Consider the following 17673-nt stretch of genomic DNA (forward strand, 5'->3'; position numbering starts at 1 on the left):
ATCTCCTCGAGCACCTTGTCAGTGATTCGGGAGATGGTGTCTTTGGAGAACGTGGCGCCGTAGACGTCGTCGAGGTGTGCGGCGATCTCGCCGGTGGTCAACCCCTTGGCCGTCAGCGACAACATGATCTCAACGACGCCGGTCAGCCGGCGCTGACGCTTGCGGACGATCACCGGATCGAAGCTGGCATTAGTGTCGCGGGGCACCTCGATCTCCACCGGCCCGATCTCGGTGAACACCGTCTTAGACCGGGTGCAGATACGGGAATTGCCTGACCCCCGCCCTGCCGGATCGTGTTTGTCGTAGCCCAGGTGCTCGCACATCTCCGCGTCCAGTGCGGTCTCGAGCAAGTCCTTGGTCAGCTGATTGAGCAGCCCGTTCAGGCCCACCAGCTGCACACCTTGTTCCCTTGGCCTGCGGGGCAACTGCTCGGCAAGCTGCTTGTGATCCACATCGATCGCCACGGAATCGAGTGTTTCGGACACCGTCAGTCCTTCCCGCCGAGCTCAACACTCGGCGTGTCAGACCAAGACCAGATCCACCGTTATTCGCGGACAGACCCTGCCTGGAAGACTTCAGATACCCTTCGGCGAGGAATCGACGGGCCACCCCGAATCCGATCCCGGTCGCTCCCCCGGTGATCACGGCGCGGCGCCCGGTGATTCGGCCGTTGGCGTTCATAGGATGATGCTCACGGCGCCGGCGGGCCGCAGCACGGTCATGTCCATGACGGCGCGTTTGTAGCAGATCCGCAGGGTGCCGTCGAGGCGGCGGAGCCGATAGTCGTAGCGCCCGACGTAGTGGTCGTCGCGGCCGTTGCGGAATCGCCACACCGTGAAGTAGGCGCTGACAACGATCTCCTGGCCTGATTGGTCGAGGATGCGGACGTTGCTGACTTGATGGCGGGTGTTGGCATGGGGGTATTCGCGGTGCGCTTTGCGGCTGTTGAGCCGGTCCACGCGGGCCAGTAGCCGGAACTTGTTGTCGTTGACCAGAACGAGGTCGCGATCCGGTTCTGGATCGGGCAGATCGTTGGCCGGGATGATGTATTGGGCGTCGTCGGTGTAGAGCTGCACCCATTCGTCTAGGCGCCACTCATCGAGCAGCTGCGCCTCCAGGTACAGCAGATCCTCAACGTCGCAGCGTTGCACCGCGCCGACCTCGGTCACGCCCGCCCCGGTAGGGGCAGTGGTGAGCTGTTCGATGGTCATGCCACCACCTCCCGGTGCGAGCTGACCTGTTCGCGCCACTGTCGCCAGAACGCCCGCATCTGCTCCTCGTCGGTGGCTTTGGGCTCACGGGTCATGCCGCGGGAGATGTCGTTCCATTCGATCCCGCCGCTGGTGAAGCCGTCTTGGCATGACTCCAGCGCTTCCCACCGCGACCAGCCCGCCGGGTCGTCGAACGCCGTCCGCGCCGCCGCGACCGCTGCGTCGATATCAGCCTCGGTGGCCTCCGGTACCCGCCCCAGCACCTCCTCGGTGCTCGCCGACACCACCGTGATCGTCTTGTTCTCCGCCGACGGCACCCACTGACCACCGATGAACAGCGCGTCATACGCCAACGTCATCTCGTCTCCCCTGACCAGCAATCTCAGTGAGCCAGCTCATCTACCGCCGCTCGGTGTGAATAGATCATAGGATTCTAGAGGTTTCAAGTCACGATAGTCAAGCACCATAACTAGATGGTCGGCTCGTGCCCGAGACTCCGTTCAAGCTCGCCGATGGACTCCCGTTACGTAGTTCCCACGGATGCCGGGCCAGCTGGCGGATCGGCAGAATATGTCCCAGGCAAAGATCCTGGCCTGCATGACAGACACGGGAGGAAGCAGTATGACCGGCACGCTTGCGGAGATCACGTCGGAATCGACTTCACGATTCGTGGAGGTCGACGAGCACCGCATTCACTTGCATGACACGGGTGCTCGTACCGCACAGGGAGCTGCCCGACCGCCTCTGGTGCTGTTGCACGGCGGGGGACCTGGCGCTTCTGGGTGGAGTAACTTCGGCCAGAATGTTGCCGGCCTTGCCGAGCACTTTCGGGTACTCGTCCTGGACCAACCCGGCTATGGTCGCTCCGATAAACCCATCGTTGAGGACGGCGTATGGACATTCAACGCCTACATTCTGAACGGCATCCTCGACACGCTCGACATTCCTGTCGTACATCTGCTCGGCAACTCTTTGGGCGGCGGCACGGCATTGCGCATGGCTCTCGATTACCCCTCGCGGGTGGACCGGATGATCCTGATGGGCCCGGCCGGGGGCGCGCTCAACATGTTCTCGCCGGACCCCTCCGAAGGCCTCAAGGTCCTCTTCGACTTCTACGCTCCACCCGGACCGAGCCTCGAGAAGATGCAGCACCTCATCAATGTGATGACCTATGCCCCGCAGAATGCTCCGGCCGGACTGCTCGAACAGCGCTACGCCGACGCGACCGCGCCCGACGCCATCGACTACGTCACGCGGCTCTTCGGGACCTTCGGCGCTCGGGGCGCCGGGGTACCCGAGGAGCTGTGGCGCGAAGTAGACACCATCCAACACAAGACACTGCTCACGTGGGGCCGTGATGACCGCGTTCTGCCCCTCGACGCAGCATTCTTCATGCTCAAGCGGATGCCCGATGCACGTCTGCATGTGTTCCCCCGCTGCGGGCATTGGGCTCAGCTTGAACACCAAGCGGAGTTCGACGCCCTCGCCGTCTCGTTCCTCACCGGACCCTGAATCTCCCTGGCGACACGCGGTCGAAACTCGACAGGACACCCGCGAGCGAAAGGCTTTCCCCGATGAGCACCAATGCGCCACCCAGGATGATATCGGTGTGCCCAGCGGAAGAACTCAGCCCCGGTGAGGTGCGGGTGGTCGAGATTGATCCACCGATCGCCGTGTTCAACGTCGATGGTGTGTTTTACGCGATTGATGACACCTGCTCGCACGCCAAGGCTTCGCTGGCAGACGGCGACCTGGACGGTTGTTACGTGGAGTGTCCATTCCACGCCTCGCAATTCGACCTGCGGACCGGTGAGCCCAACGGGCTCCCGGCCAGTTTGCCTGTCGCCACGCACACGGTCGAGATCCGTTCAGGTGTGCTCACCGTGCTTGTCGGCGTACCGCTACGGTGACCGACTCTGTCGCTGTCGTCGGGGCCGGGCTTGCCGGGGCGACGATAGTCCGGACCCTGCGTGAGAGGGGTTTCACCGGCCGGGTCAGCTTGATCGGCGACGAAGTCCATCTGCCCTATGAGCGGCCGATGCTGTCCAAAGAGTTTCTGACAACGGGTGTCACCCGCGACGCTCTGCAGGTGCGGCCGATGGCCCAGTACGAAGCGGACGAGATCGAGCTGGTACTCGGCCGGCGCGCGATCCGCGTGCTTCCAGGTGTCGGCGTGCAAATCGAGGGCGGTGCCGTCGTACCGGCCGACCATGTATTCCTGTGCACCGGCGTACGTCCGCGCAGCCTCCCGGTGCGCGGCTCAGAGCTGCCCGGCGTGATCAGCATCCGCAATCTCGAGGACGCTGAGGCGCTTCGGGAGGCGGTTGCCCGTGGCGACCGCACCGTTGTCGTCGGTGAGGGATTTATCGGGTCGGAGGTCGCGGCCACCCTCGCCGGTCGCGGCGCCGACGTCACGTTGCTGATGGGAGGAGAACTCCCGATGCAGCCCGCAATGGGTCCCGAGGCGGGGGCCTGGTTGCTCGCCGAGCATCGGAAAAGCGGTATTGCCGTGCGTGAACGATCGTCGATCCGGTCGATCGGCGGCGGCAACCGGGCCGAATCTGTGGAACTCACCGATGGCACGGTCATCCGCGCCGGCTCGGTCGTCATGGCTGTCGGCTGCGAACCGAACGTGGATCTCGCCATTGACACCGGCCTTGTGCTGGACGATGGCGTGCTGGTCGACTCCCGGGGACTGACTTCATCAGCCCGCGTCCATGCAGTCGGTGACATCGCCCGGTTCCCGAGTGCCACGTTCGGCCGCACGCTACGTGTCGAGCACTGGCAGCACGCACAGCAGCACGCCCAAGTGGCAGCGGCGGCGCTCGTCGGCGATGGGGATATCTACGACGGCGTCCCGTGGGCTTGGTCGGTGCAGCACGGTCACCGCATCGAGATCGCCGGTCTGCCGTGGGCGGGTGACACGACATGGCGCCGTGGCGACCCGAACGGCCCCGACGGGGCACTTTGGATTTCCGGGCGTGCAGGGCGGATCATCGGAGCGGTCAGCGTGAATCGACGCCGCGAGCTGCGAGCGGTGCTGCGGGCCCTCCGACGAGCGCCTGTCGTCGTTGTCGGGGACGCGGGCGAGCTGGCCGACTCCGACAGTGATCTGCGGATGCTGCTGGACGCTATGGCTTCTGCCTGATCGAGGCGGTGCCGGGGCCGGCCGCGGGCGAACTCGCGGAAACAAGCTTCCTGCCCGCAAGTGTGCCGAGCGGCGGATATCAGCCGGGAACGACAGTGATATGCACCGCTTCATCGTCGCCCTCGCCACCGAGTGTGCGCAGCGCGGCATCAACCTGATCGAGGCCGAATGTGTGCGTGCACATGGCGCCGAGCGGCATCGACCCCGACGCTATGACGGCGATCGCCCGCTCTACTGACATGTAGTCGTGACCGTAAACGCCCTTGACCGTCACTTCCTTGAAGAACAGTTCATCCGGCCGGAATCCGGTTGCCGGCACCATCTCCCGCGAGCCCGCGACGATGACGGTGGCGCCTACCCCTGCGACCGAAACCGCGTCGCCAAGCGCACCCGGGGCGCCTGCGGTGACGTCGACGACGACGTCGGCCATCTGGCCCCCCGTCAGCAGCGAGATCTGCTCCTGAAGCGGCCCATCGTCGATGCAAACTACATGGTCAGCGCCGAGGTCGGCAGCCAGCTTCAGGCGGGCGTGGTCGCGGGCGGTGCCGACGACAATCGTGGTGCCGGCGCCAGCCAGCCCGGCGCCGACGACACATCCGAGCCCGTGTTGCCCGGGTCCCAGGATCACCACAGTGTCGCCGATTCGGCAGCCTCCGTCGCGCTCGATCCAGCGGATGCCATTCGAGATCGGGATGAACAGCGGCGCGACGTCGATCGGCACAGAGCTGGAGATTCGGTGCAGCACCGAACGTGGGTGAAGGTACACATACTCACCGAAGCCTCCCCATAGATGTGGGGCCAGCGAACTCGGAGTGAGACCGTAGCGCAGACCGTCGGGAGTATGCATCGGATCGCACATATGGGTCCGGCCGGTTCGGCACAACCGACAATGCTGACACGGGATCGACTCCTCCAGCACGACCCGGTCGCCCACGGCGACTCCCCACCGCCGAGCCGCCTGTCCTCCGATCTCGACAACCTCCCCGACCACTTCGTGGCCTAGGACCAACGGCGGCAATTCGGTCATCCAGGTTCCGGCGTACGGAGCCCAGTCACTGCCGCAGATCCCCGTGGCCAGCACGCGCAGCAGCCCGTCGTCGGAACCGATCCTCGGCAACGGGAACGACTGAAGCTCGATGCGCCGCGGTGCCACCAGTACGGCTGAATTGGTGCGCTCCATGGTGAATTCCTCTCAAAGCCGGTCAAGATCGTCGAGCGGTTCACTCAACGACGGTGACATGATCGGCGCGAGGTCCGAGGGCCGGGCCCGCGATAGGCGCTCCAGACTCAACGCGTCGAGGTACCCTGACCGTCCGGTCCGCGCGTCGGTGATCTTCAGGCGCGGCGAGTTCGCGGCTTCGTCCAGTTCGAGGACAACGGTGGCGAACTCATTCCGCAGCAGCCACTGCGCCCGCCCCAAGGCCCGGGTCTGCCCCATCAGAAGAGGAAGGCAAGGTTCGGCGCGTACTGGTCGTTGTCGAGGAACATGAGCTTGCGCAGAACGATCCGCCAGTGATCATCCTCGCGCCGCAACAGGTAGCGGCAGCGCGCAGCATGTTGGGAGCTGCGCGCGCCGTGCACCTCGAACAGCACAAGGTTTGCCAGGATCTCCACGGTTTCCGGCGGCGCGTCGGAGCCGGGGCGGTCCGACACGGTGACGTTGCTGATCACGTGCATGGTTCGGGACGGGTTCTCCTGTACGGCACGGCCAAGGCCCAAGCGTGCCACCCGGTCGGCTAATTTGACGCGGTCCTCGTACACGATCGACACGCGTTGGGCCGGGTTATAGTCCGCCTCGTTCGAGGGAACCCAGAACACACCGTCGTGCGCGAATAGTGCCAGCCATTCCTCGTGCCGGCCGTCATCGAGTAGCGCTGCCTCCCGATTCAGGAACGCCTGCGCCTCCGCCTGGGTGACCCTGCCCGTGGTTGTCGCCGCGACTGTTCTGCTCACGGCTGTTCCCCCATCAATTCCAACCATCGATGGTAGAACCCGCGCTGTGGCTGCTCATCGGTGATGTGGCCCCACCGGGCTTCACCGTCGATCTGCTCCCGGCGCAGTCCGCGCAGGAAGGGAAGCCATTCGACGCCCTCGGCAGCCAGCCCGACAGCCACCCGATCGAACATCTCGATGTCATCGGGGCCACCGCCGCCAGACGGTCCGTAGAAGGCCTCATGGGTTCGCAATCGGGCGGTGTTCTCCTCGTCACTGGCTCCTTTCAACAGGTAGGGGTAAAGGTCCACCTCGGAATAGCCGACTCGTCGCGGATGGATAACCCGGATCTGACACCCGATGATCTGCAGGTTCGGGAAGATCAGGAGGTTGTAGCCTTGGGTTGCGTTGGCGAGCAGGACCTCGATGGCACGTTGGCGATCGCCGAGCCGGCGGGTGAGCTGTTCGAGCGCAGCCGTCCCAGCCGGGGTCTCCAGTTTCGCCTGCATCATCGGAGCGATGGCGGCACGAAAGTCCAGGATGCCGTGGCCGCGGCCCAGTGCCCCGGCTCGCCCCGGCGACCCGGGCCCGAAGATCGATCCGCCCATCCCGCTGGTTTCCAAGAAGGCAGAGTGCACGAAGTTGGGGTGGTAGCCATCCACACCGTTTTCGCTCTGCAGCTTCCAGTTGCCGCCATAGGCGTACTTATGGGTCCCCGCACCGAGGACTATCTCCCCTTCAGGGGCCAGGTCGACAGCGAGATCGATATACCACGCGGCCACGCCCAAGTGCTCTCGCAGTGACTCGCCTTCACGGCAGAGGCTGGCGAAAATCATGCCACGGTAGCTGTCGACCCGGGGTACCCTGGCCAGCGCGAAATCAGCAGGGTCGAAATCGGCCTTGTCGTAGCCGCTGCTGAAAGTCGGGGCCACCAACCGGCCATCGTTGCGGAACGTCCAGCCGTGGTATTCGCAACGGAAGTAGCTGGAATTGCCGGCCGCCGCCTGGCACACGGTCGCCGCCCGGTGGGTGCAGCGGTTAAGCAACACGTGCAGCGTGCCGTCCTCGTCGCGGGAGACGATCACCGGTTGAGTTCCGATGAAGGTGGATTTGTAGTCGCCGGGCCTGGCCACCTCGCTCTCATGGCCGACATAGATCCAGGTTTTGCCAAAGATTCGCGCCATCTCCTCACGAAAGACGTTTTCGTCGAGGTAGACGTTGCGATGTACCCGGTGCGGTTCGACGAGGGGGTGTGCGAGAGCCGCCGCCGGCCGCCCGTCGTTCGTCGTGACGCTCACGGGGCACCCGGCCCGGCCACAGGCTCAAGGCAGCCCGGCGCCGGGGCACCGCCCGGGCGGTGCCCCCATATGCTCGGGCTCTGCATGTGGGTGACCACCCACCCCTCGTCGTCGACGACCTCGGCACCCCAGCCGTACTCGATCTCGAAGCCGCTGGGCGAACGGACGTAGAAGCTGAACATCCGGTCATTGGTGTGGCGACCGAGCGTCATCGCCAGCGGGATGTTCCGGTCCACGCAAAGGTCGTGCGCGATGCCCACGTCATCGAGTGAAGCGGTCTGCACCATCAGGTGGTGCAGACCACGCAGACCGGGGACAGCCATGATGGCCAGTGTGTGATGGCGGGGGTTCACGTGGAAGAAGACGACACGGTTTCCGAACATGTCTATCTCGTCGCTGATCTTGAATCCGAGCACACGACAATAGAAGTCGAGCGACGCCGCCATCTCGGGAACCATCAGGACTACATGTCCCAAGCCCTGCCCATCGGTGACGAAGCCGGACATCGCCCGCCCAGGCCGAAACGACGCCGGTATGACGAGCTGCCCGTAGAACAGTTCGTGGGTAAATCCGGCGGGGTCGGAAAACCTGACAAGCTTCCGGACTCGCGCGGCCTGACATTCCTCGCTGGTGCCGAGCTTCACGACGACCCCCGCAGCCTCCAACTCGGCTACGGCCGCGTCGAGCGCCTCGGAACCAGCCACCTCCCAGCCGATGCATTCAAGACGGTTCTGCGCCGCCTCGGTAACGACGATCCGGCCCGGCCGATCGTCGTTGGTCAGCGACACCGAGTCCGGGCCACCGTACGGGTCGTCGCATACAGCGAGCCCCAACACGTCGGGGCCGAATGTTTCCCACTCCTTGGCGTCCGGCGACTCCAACCGGATATAGCCCAGCGAGGTGATTCTCATCGTGACTCCTTGCAATTGGGATGGCTAAAAACCCTGCTCATTCGCTGAGCAGCTGGCCCATCAGAGCTTGATCCGCTTTGCGACCACGGACCCCCAGTCCGCCGTCGCAGTTATGCATCGAGCCCGTCGTGGTCGGCGAGTTTTCCTGGGAGGCCAGCAGCACGTAGGTAGCGGTGTACGCCGTCGCGCTGATCGGCTGTTCCAGCGGCGACAGCGCAGCCATCAACTGGTCTACCGGCATGGAGCCGAACGGGGTGTCCTGCAACCCGAGCGCGGCGGGACCACGCAGGTCGGTGGGCATCCCGCCGGGCGCGACTCCGTTCACCCTGATCTCCGGAGCAAGTTCGTAGGCCAACTGGCGTACAAGGCCCAGCACCGCGTGTTTGGACGCGGTGTAGAGGGGGCCCCCGCCGCCCGGGTAGAAGGCTGCGTTGGATGCGGTGAAGATCATCGATCCGCGGGTAGCCCGAAGCGAGTCGATGGATGCCTTGGCCCCGAGCATGTAGCCCAGAACATTGACACCGAAAAGCTGCTCGAACGCCCCGGGCAGAGCCTCACCACTAAGCGCCTCCAGACTGGATCCGAAATCCCACAGCCCGGCGTTGCCGACGAAGGTGTCCAGCCGACCGAAGGCCGCAACCGTGTCGGAGACCGCGCGTGTATTGTCGGCCCAGTTGGTGACGCTCCCTTCGGTGACGCACACCATGTCACCGAAGTCCTCCATCAGCTGTTTCGCCTTGTGCGGGTTGAGTTCCAGCACCCCGACACGTGCGCCCTCGGCCACGAAGCGCTCGACCAAAGCTCGGCCCAGTCCCGATCCGCCGCCGGTGATGAGTGCAACATCGCCTTCGAGCCACCCCATTGGTCGGCCTCCTGTTCCAGTCGCCCGGATCGGGCTCGGCGGTCGATTAGAAGAAGTTGCTCAGATTCTGCGACAGCAGAACGGTCTGCTCCAGCAGGACCTCCCGCTTGCTGATCAGAAAAGAGCCCTCATGGCGGCGCAGCGAGTCTCGCCTGGATCCGATCCAGGTGGTCTCCTCCGACTTGAGCCTGGTCCGGTAAAGAAGGAAATTGGTGTGGACGTCGAGTCCGTCGGCGTGTTCAGCCACAACCTGGACGTTCGTGATGATGTGGCGGGTGCGAGACGGCGGGTCTTCCGCCCACGCCGTCCCGCACATCACCTTCGCCACCCGACCTTGCAGCAATTCCTTCGTCTCGTCGAAGAACGCCATCTCCCCGGGGCGGGTGAACTCCTGGTCGATTTGGCGAAGCAGCCGGGTCCTCCGAATCGGCATGAAGTAGTGCACGTCGTCACTGAAGAGTGCCACCCACTCCGGGAAGCGCCGTTGGTCGAGCAACGCGGCTTCGGTCGTGTAGAAGCGTTCAACCTCGAACTGGCGCACCGCATCGGCAAGCAGCCCAGCATCAATGGCCTGATCAAGGGATTGGTCGATGGTCATAATATTCGTGTCCTCACTTCGGGCTGGTAGACGGGTCAGAGCACCTCAGGCGGAACTGTCCGGTCGCGCAATTCCGACCAGCTACTGTCACGAAGCCATTCCTGCCAGGCGACGAAGGTCCACAGCTGTGCGTGCTCGTTGATGCTGCACTCGATGTAGGGAGGATCGATCCCGTCCTGGTCGTTGACGACTCTCCCGCGGCCCAGGTTCATGGACAACACCTGCGGGATGAGCTTGCTGGACGCGCCCCGGGTCTGCAGTGTGCTCTGGGCCCAATTCTCGCCATCTTCTTGTTCGAGGAATCCTGCGGGCCCGAACGCGTGGATGGCCCCCGACACCGCCGCCGCCCGTTGCTCCGGCGATGCGTCTTTGTGCACGAACGTGAACCACCAAATTTCGGTCTCCATCGGCCCGCGCGGAATCCGCAACGAAAGCTGGTTGAACGGCGGTGTAATCCAGCAGGTCGGGAAGATGTTGGCGTGACCGAAAGACCGAAGCGCCATGGACCCCAGCTGTTCGATCGCTTCGGGCCTGTTCCTCCACGAGTGGTCGATCATCCCCCCGAAGTCGCCGATGGCCTCCACGGTGGGCCCGGAGATCGCATGCCCGTACACGTCGACGAATACCAGCTGGTCGCCGGCGTCGCCGGATACCACTCCGCCGGGAAATTGCATGTCGTCGCCGTCGGGGCTGAGCACGCCCGCGGTCTTCATCGTTGCGCCGGTGGCGTCAGGGGTAGCTGGAAGTAGCCCGGTCTGGAACGCGGACAGATGGGTGATCTGCGGGTGATACCAGTCGAACAGGTTGTCGACCGCAAACTTCCAGTTGCACGGAACGATGAACTTCTGGATACCGGGCACCACCTCCATGTCGCCCTGTGCGGCAATGAAGTCCAGCGATACCCGTCCGGTCCGTCCAAGGAACTCGGCCAGCGGCGGTGCGTGCGCGTCCATTGTGGCGAAGACGAAGCCGCGGTAGGTGTCGAGCTGGGCCACCTGCTTCAGTCCGGCGGCCGGCATCTGGTTGTGATACAGCTCTTCGAGCCCGGGCACACCCACGAGTTCGCCGCTCAGGTCGTAAGTCCAGCCGTGGTAGGTGCACATGAAGTTCTTGGCGTTGCCCTCCTCGGCGCGGCACACCGCATTCCCACGATGCGCGCAGGTATTCAGCAGGCCTTTGATGCTGCCGTCACGTTGGCGCACAACCAGAACGTTGTCCCGACCCATCGCTGCCTCGAAGAAGTCGCCCTTCTTCTTGATCTGGCTCTCGTGACAGAGGAACAACCAGCTGCGGGCGAAGATCGTGGTGAGCTCACGCTCGAAGATCTCCGGATCGCTGAAGATGGTCCGGTCGAGTTCTCCTCGTTCCAGGGAGACGAGGCCCTCCGCTTGGTCGGCTTCGATGGTCATAGAAGATCTCCTCACCGTTCACTGAACTTTGTGCTCATCCCTAGTGAACTGCGTCACTGCTGCGAGGGCATCCGGTGAAACTACGGAAGGCCGGGTAACCTTTGCGGTCAGGCTGTCAGCCCGGCGGCGCGGGCGACCCTGGCCAGTTCGGCCCGAGAGCGGAGCCCGAGCTTGCGCTGCAGCGCAGCTCGGTGACTTTCGACAGTCCGGCAGGACAGGAACAGCCGGTCGGCGATCTCGGCGTTGGTCATTCCTAATGCAAGGAGTGCCAGGACTTCGCATTCGCGGGCAGACAAGTCGCCGACACGTCCGCTCCACGATTCGGATGGACGGCGAACGGGCGAGCAGCCCGCGACGAAGCCCGGGTCCGTCATCACCTGACGTACTGCCGCGGTGAGTTCGTCTTCGAGGCACTCTTTGGTGACGTAGCCGCGGGCGCCTTGCGCACGAGCCTTCTCGACGTAGCCGCGGGCGCCGTACATGCTGAGCATGACCACCTGGGTTTCGGGACACACCTCGGCGACCTGTCTCACCAGATCGAGCCCGCTGCAGTCCGACAGCCGGATGTCCACAATCGCGACATCGGGCCGGTGGTCCTCGACGGCGATGAGCAGCTCTCTGCCGGTCGCCACCGAATCCAGCAGCACCAGGTCCTCAGTACTCGCGAAGATGCGGCGGATCCCTGAGCGGACAATCCCATGATCGTCACAGACCACTACGCCAATCATGTGTCTACCGGCACCTCCACCATCACTGTCGTTCCGCTACCTACGCGCGACACCACGTCAAGTCGGCCATCGACCAGCCGCGCGCGCTCTCTCATACCCGATAGTCCAAGCGAGGAGCGGCTCTGCACCTGGGCGGTGTCGAATCCGCCGCCGTAGTCCTCAACGACGGCCCGTAATCCGACCGCCGACCGGACCAGCAGTACGCTCGCCTCCCGGGCCCCGCTATGTCGTCCCACGTTCGTCAGGGCCTCTTGAACAATTCTGAACAAAGCAGTCTCGGCCTTCGGCGAGACTGTTCTGTCGTCACACCGCATAGTGAGGTCGATCCGGATCCGGAACATCCGCTCGCAGTCCTCGACCAACTGCTCGATGCAGCCCGCTACACCCAGGTCCTCCAAGGCCTCAGGCCTCAGCGACCAGGCCACCGTGCGTACCGTTTGGATCCCCTCGCGAGCGATGTCACGCAGGTGGGACACGGCAGCGGCGTCAATTCCGCCCACCGCATTTGTGGGCCTGCCAAGGCCTTCAAGAATGCCGCTGAATACGTGGCCGAGGTCGTCGTGCAGGTCTCGGGCGATGCGCGCACGTTCAGCTTCCTGGACCTCGACCATCTGCTCTGCGACCCGGCTACGCAGTTTCTGGCGCTCAAGCAGCGCGCCGGCGAGGGCAGCCAACACCTCGACTGCCGGCACGTGGTCGCAGGCCTCTCCAAAGGGAAAGCTGACCGCGAGGATGTGTTCGTCGCTGCCCAGCACTGTGATTGGAGCCGAAAATCTCTCGACGGCTTCCGATCCACATTCGGGGCCAGCTTCGGGCAGCACCTGCACGTCCAGTGCCGGCGTAGCGGCGTACACCGCTCGCCGAAGCTCTTCCAAGATGGCCCCCGCTGTCTCGAGTCCGGCGAACCGACGGGCCGCGGCGATCAACACTCCGTGGCGGCTGGCCTTTGCGGGGCCCGCGAGGACAGGGGTGGATCGACATTCGACGAAGCCGCGGTCCACCCTGATCTCCGATTTCGCCGGGATGCCGGTGATGGAATGGGTCGGCGCTGCCGCAGCTCCGTCAGTACCGAAGGCCATCTGGAGGACGGCTTGGCAGGCGAGGAACTCGCCGTGGGCGGCTAGGCGCCGCGCACAGCGCGTCGCTGCCCACAGCTGGATCCGAGCCCGGCAGTTCCGACCATGGGCGAGTGATAAGAGAGCGCACTCGCGCAGCACAGCCGGACGCTGCGCGCTGAATACCGCCGCGGTAGCCAACGCAGCGAATAGGCTGCGCCGCAGGGCTTTTCCGTCCCGCCGCCGCAGCTTAGCGGACCAGCTCGGCCGAGCGTCGCGCGCAAGACGCTGGGCCTGAACCTGCCCCGTCCACAGTGGCGCGACGAAGTGGTTACGGATCCGGGCACGTCGACGCTCACGCTGGGCCGCCTCGAACTCCGCCAGCGCGGCATCCGCATGGTCGAGATGCAGCAGGCGCCAACCCATTGCCGCCCGAAGCAGGGCACGGGTATGGGCATCTGGATCAGCGCTACTCTCAAGCTCGCGAGCCAAGGCATCAGCGCCGACACCCGCTGGCATGCATCGCACCCACAACGCCAACGAGGTGCCCGCCCCGATGTGGTCACCGATCAGTCGGCTTTCCCAGAATGCGTCACGGGCCAGCGCACCGGCTTCGCTCAATTGGCCCGAATGGTAGAGGCACAGGCCCTTCTGCCACGTCGCCGCGATCTGCTCCCATCGGTCGCCCAGCACGCCGAACGCCGCGATAGCGGCGTCGAATTCGAGGCTGGCCTCATCGAATCGGTTTGCCGCGAGCAGCACGAATCCGCGGAAATGGCGCGATTGCGCGATGCCCCATTTGTCGTGTAAGGCACGACGCATCCGCAATGAGCGGTCGACCAGCCGTAATGCGATCGGCGCGAGGAGAGGAGCCAATCCGGCCAAGCACGCCCCGCTACCTGAGTAGGCCTGCGAGAGCTGCTGGACGCTCCCGCTGGCCTGAGCGAACCGCAGCGCCCGCAGCATGCCCCATAGATTCCACGCGGGGCTGCTGGAGAACCACGACTGGTAGGACAACCGGTTGTAGAGCCGAGCGGCCAGCGCTGCACGCTCGGATCGCTGGGGAGGTCCTGAGATCGCGGCGAGCGCCACCAGCCCACACCACCGGACGAACTCCAAAGCGGCGCACACCAAAGTCATTGCGGGTGAGGCAGGGTGGCGCAATTCAAGCGCCGACACCGCGCGTGCCGTCCAGAGGTTAGCGTCGTCGAGCTGACCCTTCTTGAACGACAGCTCGGCCCGGGCGATCGCCACCCGTCCGCGGTCGATGGGGTCGAGGCCCCCCGCGGCCTCATACGCGAGGTCGAGGTGCTCGGCCGCGGCGTCGTAACTGCCTTGGAGCATGTACAAGGTGCCGAGGCCCTCGCATATGCGAAACCGGTCCCGGTCTGTCGCTTCCGGATCCCCTTCCAGCCCGGCGCGGCCGATCAAGAGGTAAGTCTCTGCGACATCGAGTGCATGCTGACGCAGGGCCGCCTCCCCCGCCCGCAACGCATGAGGCAGCGCCTGCGTCGAGGCGCCCGACTTGTGCAGATGGTAGGCCAAGGCATGGTCATCCGCCGATTGACGCCGCCGCAGGGCGCTGGCCGCCCTGCGATGCGCCGCCCGAACTTCATGCGCGCCCATGAACTGAAGGACGGCGTCTCGGGTGGCGCCGTTGGCGATCTCGACGATCCGGGACTCTTCCGTAGGCCAGCTGATGAAACCACGTTGTGCGCACTCTTCCACCGCAGCCTCAACCGTCCCAAGGCCGAGATCGAGCGCCTCTGCCAGCAACGTGAGCGCGATCCACCCGCCCAAGACCGCTGTCTGCTCCAGCACGCTGCGGATGCCCGGTGTCATCTGCGCCAGTCTGGTCAGTAGGAACGCCTTCGACTGGATGTCCGGCGAAAACTCAGGGCGGGCGACGGGCGCAAGGAGACGCAGATTGTCCTCGCGGACCGTCCACCGGCCAGCTGAGTCGACCAGGACGTCGGATTCGATCAGCGCACGAAGAGTGGAGATCATGTAATACGGGTTCCCGCAAGACTGTTCGAGGACGTAGTCGACGGCGACTGGGGGAACTGGCCGCGCTGCGACTGCGCCGATCAGATCGCGGGACTCGTCAGCGTCCATGCGGCCGAGCTCGATCGACACCACGCTGACCTGGTCCCACGACCTGACCTGGCGCCAAGCCTCGGGCCGAAAAGCGCACAGCACGGTCAGGTGCCCCGCGGCCTCGGTCTCAGAGCGCTGCACGGACCGGGCGATCGCCCCCAGTAGCCCCCAACTCAGCTCGTCTGCCGACTGGCAGTCGTCCAGGATGAGCAATCCCGGTTGGGTGGCGGTGAATAGGTCACCAAGGATTTCAGCGATGACGGTCAGAGCGCCGGTCACCTCCGGTCCCGGCATGACGACGTCCGCAAGCGAACCGCCGAGCGCCCGCGCCAATTGGGGCACCAGTCCGACTACCGACCCGATCAGCCCCCCGTGGACCCTGGCGATCTCGGCTGCTACATCGGATCGGGCACGCAGGAGATCCGCCAAGTCATCGAACACCGTGCCGAAAAGGCCGAGCGGCCGCTGGGGGCCGTGACTGGGCGTCGTTCCACGCAGCACGGTGATCCCGGCGGCCACTGCGCCCGCAGCGACCGCGTCGAGCAGCATGCTCTTGCCCACGCCGGCAGGACCACCGAGGCCGACAACGGTGCCGCGACCCTTCCCCGCGGCCATGGCCTGCCTCTGCAGAACCGCCAGCTCCGAGCGGCGGCCAATTAGCCCCGGCTCAGTGAGCCATCGGCCGGGCGCGACAGCCCCTGACGCGCCGACGGCTGGCTCAATGGTGCGCAGCCCGAGAGTCACCGTACTAGCCGAATCTTATGACGCCGCGGATGTTCTTTCCGTCGTGCATGTCCTGGTAGCCTTGAGCGACCTCGTCGAGTGTGTATGTCCTAGTGATCAGCTCATCGAGTTTCAGCACACCGGACCGGTAGAGCTCCACCTGCCGCAAGACGTCCCAGTTTGCATTGGACTCACCGAATAACGAGCCCTGGATCCGCTTTTGGAACAAGGTGATGTCCGCCAAAGAGACCGGCAATAGTCTGGTCTCGGCCATGTTCCCCAACGCCGTGATCACTACCGTGCCTCCCTTGCGGATCGACGCCATGGCCTCTCCGGCGTGGTCCGGCTGGATAACACCCACAGTGACAATAGTCTGGTCAGCGCCCTGGCCGTTGGTGAACTTCTTGGCGAGTTCGGTGGCCTCCGCCATCGACTCGACGGCGTCCGTGGCGCCAAGCTCCTGGGCCTTGGTGCGCTTGAAGGGGACTGGGTCGACGGCGATGATGTGCGACGCCCCAGCGTGTGCCGCACCTTGCACGGCGTTAATACCCACTCCTCCAACGCCCATCACTATCGTGGTGTGGCCGGGTTCGACCCCGCCGGAATTGACCGCTGCGCCCCAACCCGTTCCAACGGAACAGCCCAGCAAGCACAGGGCCTCCAGCGGGACGTCCTTGGGCACCTTCACCACGGAGTCGACGGTGACTGTTGTGGTTTCGCAGAAGGTCGAGATGCCCAGCATCTGCCCCACTGGCTGACCGGACTCGGCCATCTTCAGCCGGAAGCTCGTCGGATCGTCCCATCGGGCACCGGTCATCAGCCCCGCTCCAAGGTCGCACAGATTCTGCTGACCTGTCGCGCACCATCGGCAATGCCCGCAGGACGGCAAGAACGAAAAGATGACGTGGTCGCCCTCTTTGATGCCCTTGTTATTTCTGCTCGCCCCGGTGACGATCCCGGCCCCCTCATGGCCGCCGGCGAATGGATAGATTCCCGGCCGCATGTCCCCGGTGGCGAGGTGGTCGTCTGAGTGACACATGCCGGAGGCCACCAGCTTGACCTGTATCTCGCCTTCGCGCGGGTCGTCCACGTCGAGGTCTACGACCTCGTACTTGCCGGGCGCCTCCCGAATGATTGCTCCACGAGTCTCCATTAGTTCTCCTTACGCTTACTTCACGGCTTTGGTATTCGAAATCGGGGTTGACACGGTCAGCCCATACTGCTTCCGTCGTTGACGCTGAGCACTTGTCCGGTGATGAAGCCGGCCTCCCAGATGCCCATGAACAGCACTGCGGCCGCGACTTCGTCGATGGTGGCCGAGCGTCGCGTCGGGTGGAGAGATGGCATGTGACCGTTGTTGAGCAGCGTCGCGCCGAACAGGTTCTGGGCAGTGTTGGCTCAGTCCAGATCTTCGTCGTCGAGGATGATCGCCGGGTACTGCCCACCCCACTTCGCGGCGAACTCGGTGAAATGTTCCTTTGCCGCGGCCTCAGTCGGCGCGGTGTAGACCGGCCGGATGTCCTTGGCGATGGCATCCCAATACTTGCGGGATGCGTAGCGAACGTGTTGCGCAGCAGATCGATGACACAGGTATGCACGACGGCTCGCGACCACACGGTGTTGGTCGCGTCGGGCAGACCAGTAAGCCCGTCACAGACCACATGCACATCGTTGGTGCCCCGATCTTTAGTCTCGGTGAGT

At 64.6% G+C, this 17673-nt stretch carries 18 protein-coding genes and 1 pseudogene; 3 read left to right on the forward strand and 16 right to left on the reverse strand.

Annotated elements, in window-relative coordinates:
• From VIQ49_RS16985 to VIQ49_RS28985, 3 genes are all read right to left on the reverse strand, one after another.
• On the reverse strand, window positions 1-464 hold a 464-nt coding region (locus VIQ49_RS16985), incomplete at its 3' end, for a transposase (RefSeq protein WP_414731654.1).
• Window positions 465-677: 213 nt separating this feature from the next.
• Window positions 678-1211 (reverse strand): aromatic-ring-hydroxylating dioxygenase subunit beta, encoded by a 534-nt coding sequence (locus VIQ49_RS16990; protein WP_331886707.1) that lies wholly within the window; start codon window positions 1209-1211, stop codon window positions 678-680.
• Window positions 1208-1570 carry an aldehyde dehydrogenase family protein gene (locus tag VIQ49_RS28985; RefSeq protein WP_414731653.1) on the reverse strand — a complete coding sequence of 121 codons (363 nt, stop codon included), beginning with the start codon at window positions 1568-1570 and terminating at the stop codon, window positions 1208-1210. The genes VIQ49_RS16990 and VIQ49_RS28985 overlap by 4 nt, the downstream gene beginning before the upstream one ends.
• A gap of 238 nt (window positions 1571-1808) precedes the next feature.
• Between VIQ49_RS28985 and hsaD the strand changes: the two genes are divergently transcribed.
• The 3 genes from hsaD (at window position 1809) to VIQ49_RS17010 (ending at window position 4359) form a co-directional block, all read left to right on the forward strand.
• Window positions 1809-2723 (forward strand): 4,5:9,10-diseco-3-hydroxy-5,9,17-trioxoandrosta-1(10),2-diene-4-oate hydrolase, encoded by a 915-nt coding sequence (gene hsaD, locus VIQ49_RS17000; RefSeq protein WP_331886709.1) that lies wholly within the window; start codon window positions 1809-1811, stop codon window positions 2721-2723.
• 62 nt (window positions 2724-2785) lie between these two features.
• Window positions 2786-3121: a bifunctional 3-phenylpropionate/cinnamic acid dioxygenase ferredoxin subunit gene (locus VIQ49_RS17005; RefSeq protein WP_331886711.1), complete on the forward strand. Its 336-nt coding sequence runs from the start codon at window positions 2786-2788 to the stop codon at window positions 3119-3121.
• Window positions 3118-4359 carry an NAD(P)/FAD-dependent oxidoreductase gene (locus VIQ49_RS17010; RefSeq protein ID WP_331886713.1) on the forward strand — a complete coding sequence of 414 codons (1242 nt, stop codon included), beginning with the start codon at window positions 3118-3120 and terminating at the stop codon, window positions 4357-4359. Before VIQ49_RS17005 ends, VIQ49_RS17010 begins: the two co-directional genes overlap by 4 nt.
• A 79-nt stretch (window positions 4360-4438) precedes the next feature.
• Here the strand turns inward: VIQ49_RS17010 and VIQ49_RS17015 are convergent, their stop codons facing one another.
• From VIQ49_RS17015 to VIQ49_RS17075, 13 genes and pseudogenes are all read right to left on the reverse strand, one after another.
• Window positions 4439-5539 carry a zinc-binding dehydrogenase gene (locus VIQ49_RS17015; protein WP_331886715.1) on the reverse strand — a complete coding sequence of 367 codons (1101 nt, stop codon included), beginning with the start codon at window positions 5537-5539 and terminating at the stop codon, window positions 4439-4441.
• 12 nt (window positions 5540-5551) lie between these two features.
• The gene (locus tag VIQ49_RS17020) at window positions 5552-5797 is read right to left on the reverse strand and encodes a hypothetical protein (RefSeq protein WP_331886717.1); all 246 of its coding nucleotides are present in this window, start codon (window positions 5795-5797) and stop codon (window positions 5552-5554) included.
• Complete coding sequence (locus tag VIQ49_RS17025) at window positions 5797-6312, reverse strand: aromatic-ring-hydroxylating dioxygenase subunit beta (protein ID WP_331886719.1); 516 nt, start codon at window positions 6310-6312, stop codon at window positions 5797-5799. Before VIQ49_RS17025 ends, VIQ49_RS17020 begins: the two co-directional genes overlap by 1 nt.
• On the reverse strand, window positions 6309-7589 hold the full coding sequence (locus VIQ49_RS17030; RefSeq protein ID WP_331886721.1) for an aromatic ring-hydroxylating oxygenase subunit alpha: 1281 nt from the start codon (window positions 7587-7589) through the stop codon (window positions 6309-6311). Before VIQ49_RS17030 ends, VIQ49_RS17025 begins: the two co-directional genes overlap by 4 nt.
• A complete protein-coding gene (locus tag VIQ49_RS17035; protein ID WP_331886723.1) occupies window positions 7586-8500 on the reverse strand; it encodes a VOC family protein in 915 nt (304 codons plus the stop codon). Before VIQ49_RS17035 ends, VIQ49_RS17030 begins: the two co-directional genes overlap by 4 nt.
• Before the next feature lie 37 nt (window positions 8501-8537).
• Window positions 8538-9362 carry a 3-(cis-5,6-dihydroxycyclohexa-1,3-dien-1-yl)propanoate dehydrogenase gene (gene hcaB, locus VIQ49_RS17040; protein ID WP_331886725.1) on the reverse strand — a complete coding sequence of 275 codons (825 nt, stop codon included), beginning with the start codon at window positions 9360-9362 and terminating at the stop codon, window positions 8538-8540.
• A 46-nt stretch (window positions 9363-9408) separates the two neighbouring features.
• Window positions 9409-9960, reverse strand: coding sequence for an aromatic-ring-hydroxylating dioxygenase subunit beta (locus VIQ49_RS17045; RefSeq protein WP_331886727.1), 552 nt, complete (start codon window positions 9958-9960; stop codon window positions 9409-9411).
• A 35-nt stretch (window positions 9961-9995) separates the two neighbouring features.
• Window positions 9996-11369: an aromatic ring-hydroxylating dioxygenase subunit alpha gene (locus VIQ49_RS17050; protein ID WP_331886728.1), complete on the reverse strand. Its 1374-nt coding sequence runs from the start codon at window positions 11367-11369 to the stop codon at window positions 9996-9998.
• A gap of 107 nt (window positions 11370-11476) precedes the next feature.
• Window positions 11477-12097 (reverse strand): response regulator transcription factor, encoded by a 621-nt coding sequence (locus VIQ49_RS17055; protein ID WP_331886729.1) that lies wholly within the window; start codon window positions 12095-12097, stop codon window positions 11477-11479.
• Window positions 12094-15993 carry an AAA family ATPase gene (locus tag VIQ49_RS17060; protein WP_331886731.1) on the reverse strand — a complete coding sequence of 1300 codons (3900 nt, stop codon included), beginning with the start codon at window positions 15991-15993 and terminating at the stop codon, window positions 12094-12096. The genes VIQ49_RS17055 and VIQ49_RS17060 overlap by 4 nt, the downstream gene beginning before the upstream one ends.
• A 4-nt stretch (window positions 15994-15997) precedes the next feature.
• Window positions 15998-17125: an NDMA-dependent alcohol dehydrogenase gene (locus tag VIQ49_RS17065; protein ID WP_331886732.1), complete on the reverse strand. Its 1128-nt coding sequence runs from the start codon at window positions 17123-17125 to the stop codon at window positions 15998-16000.
• 56 nt (window positions 17126-17181) lie between these two features.
• Window positions 17182-17319, reverse strand: a complete 138-nt coding sequence (locus VIQ49_RS17070; RefSeq protein ID WP_331886734.1) for an SDR family oxidoreductase — start codon at window positions 17317-17319, stop codon at window positions 17182-17184.
• A 75-nt stretch (window positions 17320-17394) separates the two neighbouring features.
• Window positions 17395-17673: pseudogene (locus VIQ49_RS17075) on the reverse strand (transposase); the annotation flags it as partial.

Source organism: Williamsia sp. (genome assembly GCF_036566845.1).
Classification (GTDB): Bacteria; Actinomycetota; Actinomycetes; order Mycobacteriales; family Mycobacteriaceae; genus Williamsia.

What these genes read in the sequence shown, in the direction of transcription:
- VIQ49_RS16990 (WP_331886707.1), bottom strand. Translation starts at nt 1,211, where the DNA reads ATGACCATCGAACAGCTCACCACTGCCCCTACCGGGGCGGGCGTGACC.
- VIQ49_RS17035 (WP_331886723.1), bottom strand. Translation starts at nt 8,500, where the DNA reads ATGAGAATCACCTCGCTGGGCTATATCCGGTTGGAGTCGCCGGACGCC.
- hcaB (WP_331886725.1), bottom strand. Translation starts at nt 9,362, where the DNA reads ATGGGGTGGCTCGAAGGCGATGTTGCACTCATCACCGGCGGCGGATCG.
- VIQ49_RS17065 (WP_331886732.1), bottom strand. Translation starts at nt 17,125, where the DNA reads ATGGAGACTCGTGGAGCAATCATTCGGGAGGCGCCCGGCAAGTACGAG.
- hsaD (WP_331886709.1), top strand. Translation starts at nt 1,809, where the DNA reads ATGACAGACACGGGAGGAAGCAGTATGACCGGCACGCTTGCGGAGATC.
- VIQ49_RS17055 (WP_331886729.1), bottom strand. Translation starts at nt 12,097, where the DNA reads ATGATTGGCGTAGTGGTCTGTGACGATCATGGGATTGTCCGCTCAGGG.
- VIQ49_RS17015 (WP_331886715.1), bottom strand. Translation starts at nt 5,539, where the DNA reads ATGGAGCGCACCAATTCAGCCGTACTGGTGGCACCGCGGCGCATCGAG.
- VIQ49_RS17005 (WP_331886711.1), top strand. Translation starts at nt 2,786, where the DNA reads ATGAGCACCAATGCGCCACCCAGGATGATATCGGTGTGCCCAGCGGAA.
- VIQ49_RS17045 (WP_331886727.1), bottom strand. Translation starts at nt 9,960, where the DNA reads ATGACCATCGACCAATCCCTTGATCAGGCCATTGATGCTGGGCTGCTT.
- VIQ49_RS17020 (WP_331886717.1), bottom strand. Translation starts at nt 5,797, where the DNA reads ATGGGGCAGACCCGGGCCTTGGGGCGGGCGCAGTGGCTGCTGCGGAAT.
- VIQ49_RS17070 (WP_331886734.1), bottom strand. Translation starts at nt 17,319, where the DNA reads ATGCCATCTCTCCACCCGACGCGACGCTCGGCCACCATCGACGAAGTC.
- VIQ49_RS28985 (WP_414731653.1), bottom strand. Translation starts at nt 1,570, where the DNA reads ATGACGTTGGCGTATGACGCGCTGTTCATCGGTGGTCAGTGGGTGCCG.
- VIQ49_RS17050 (WP_331886728.1), bottom strand. Translation starts at nt 11,369, where the DNA reads ATGACCATCGAAGCCGACCAAGCGGAGGGCCTCGTCTCCCTGGAACGA.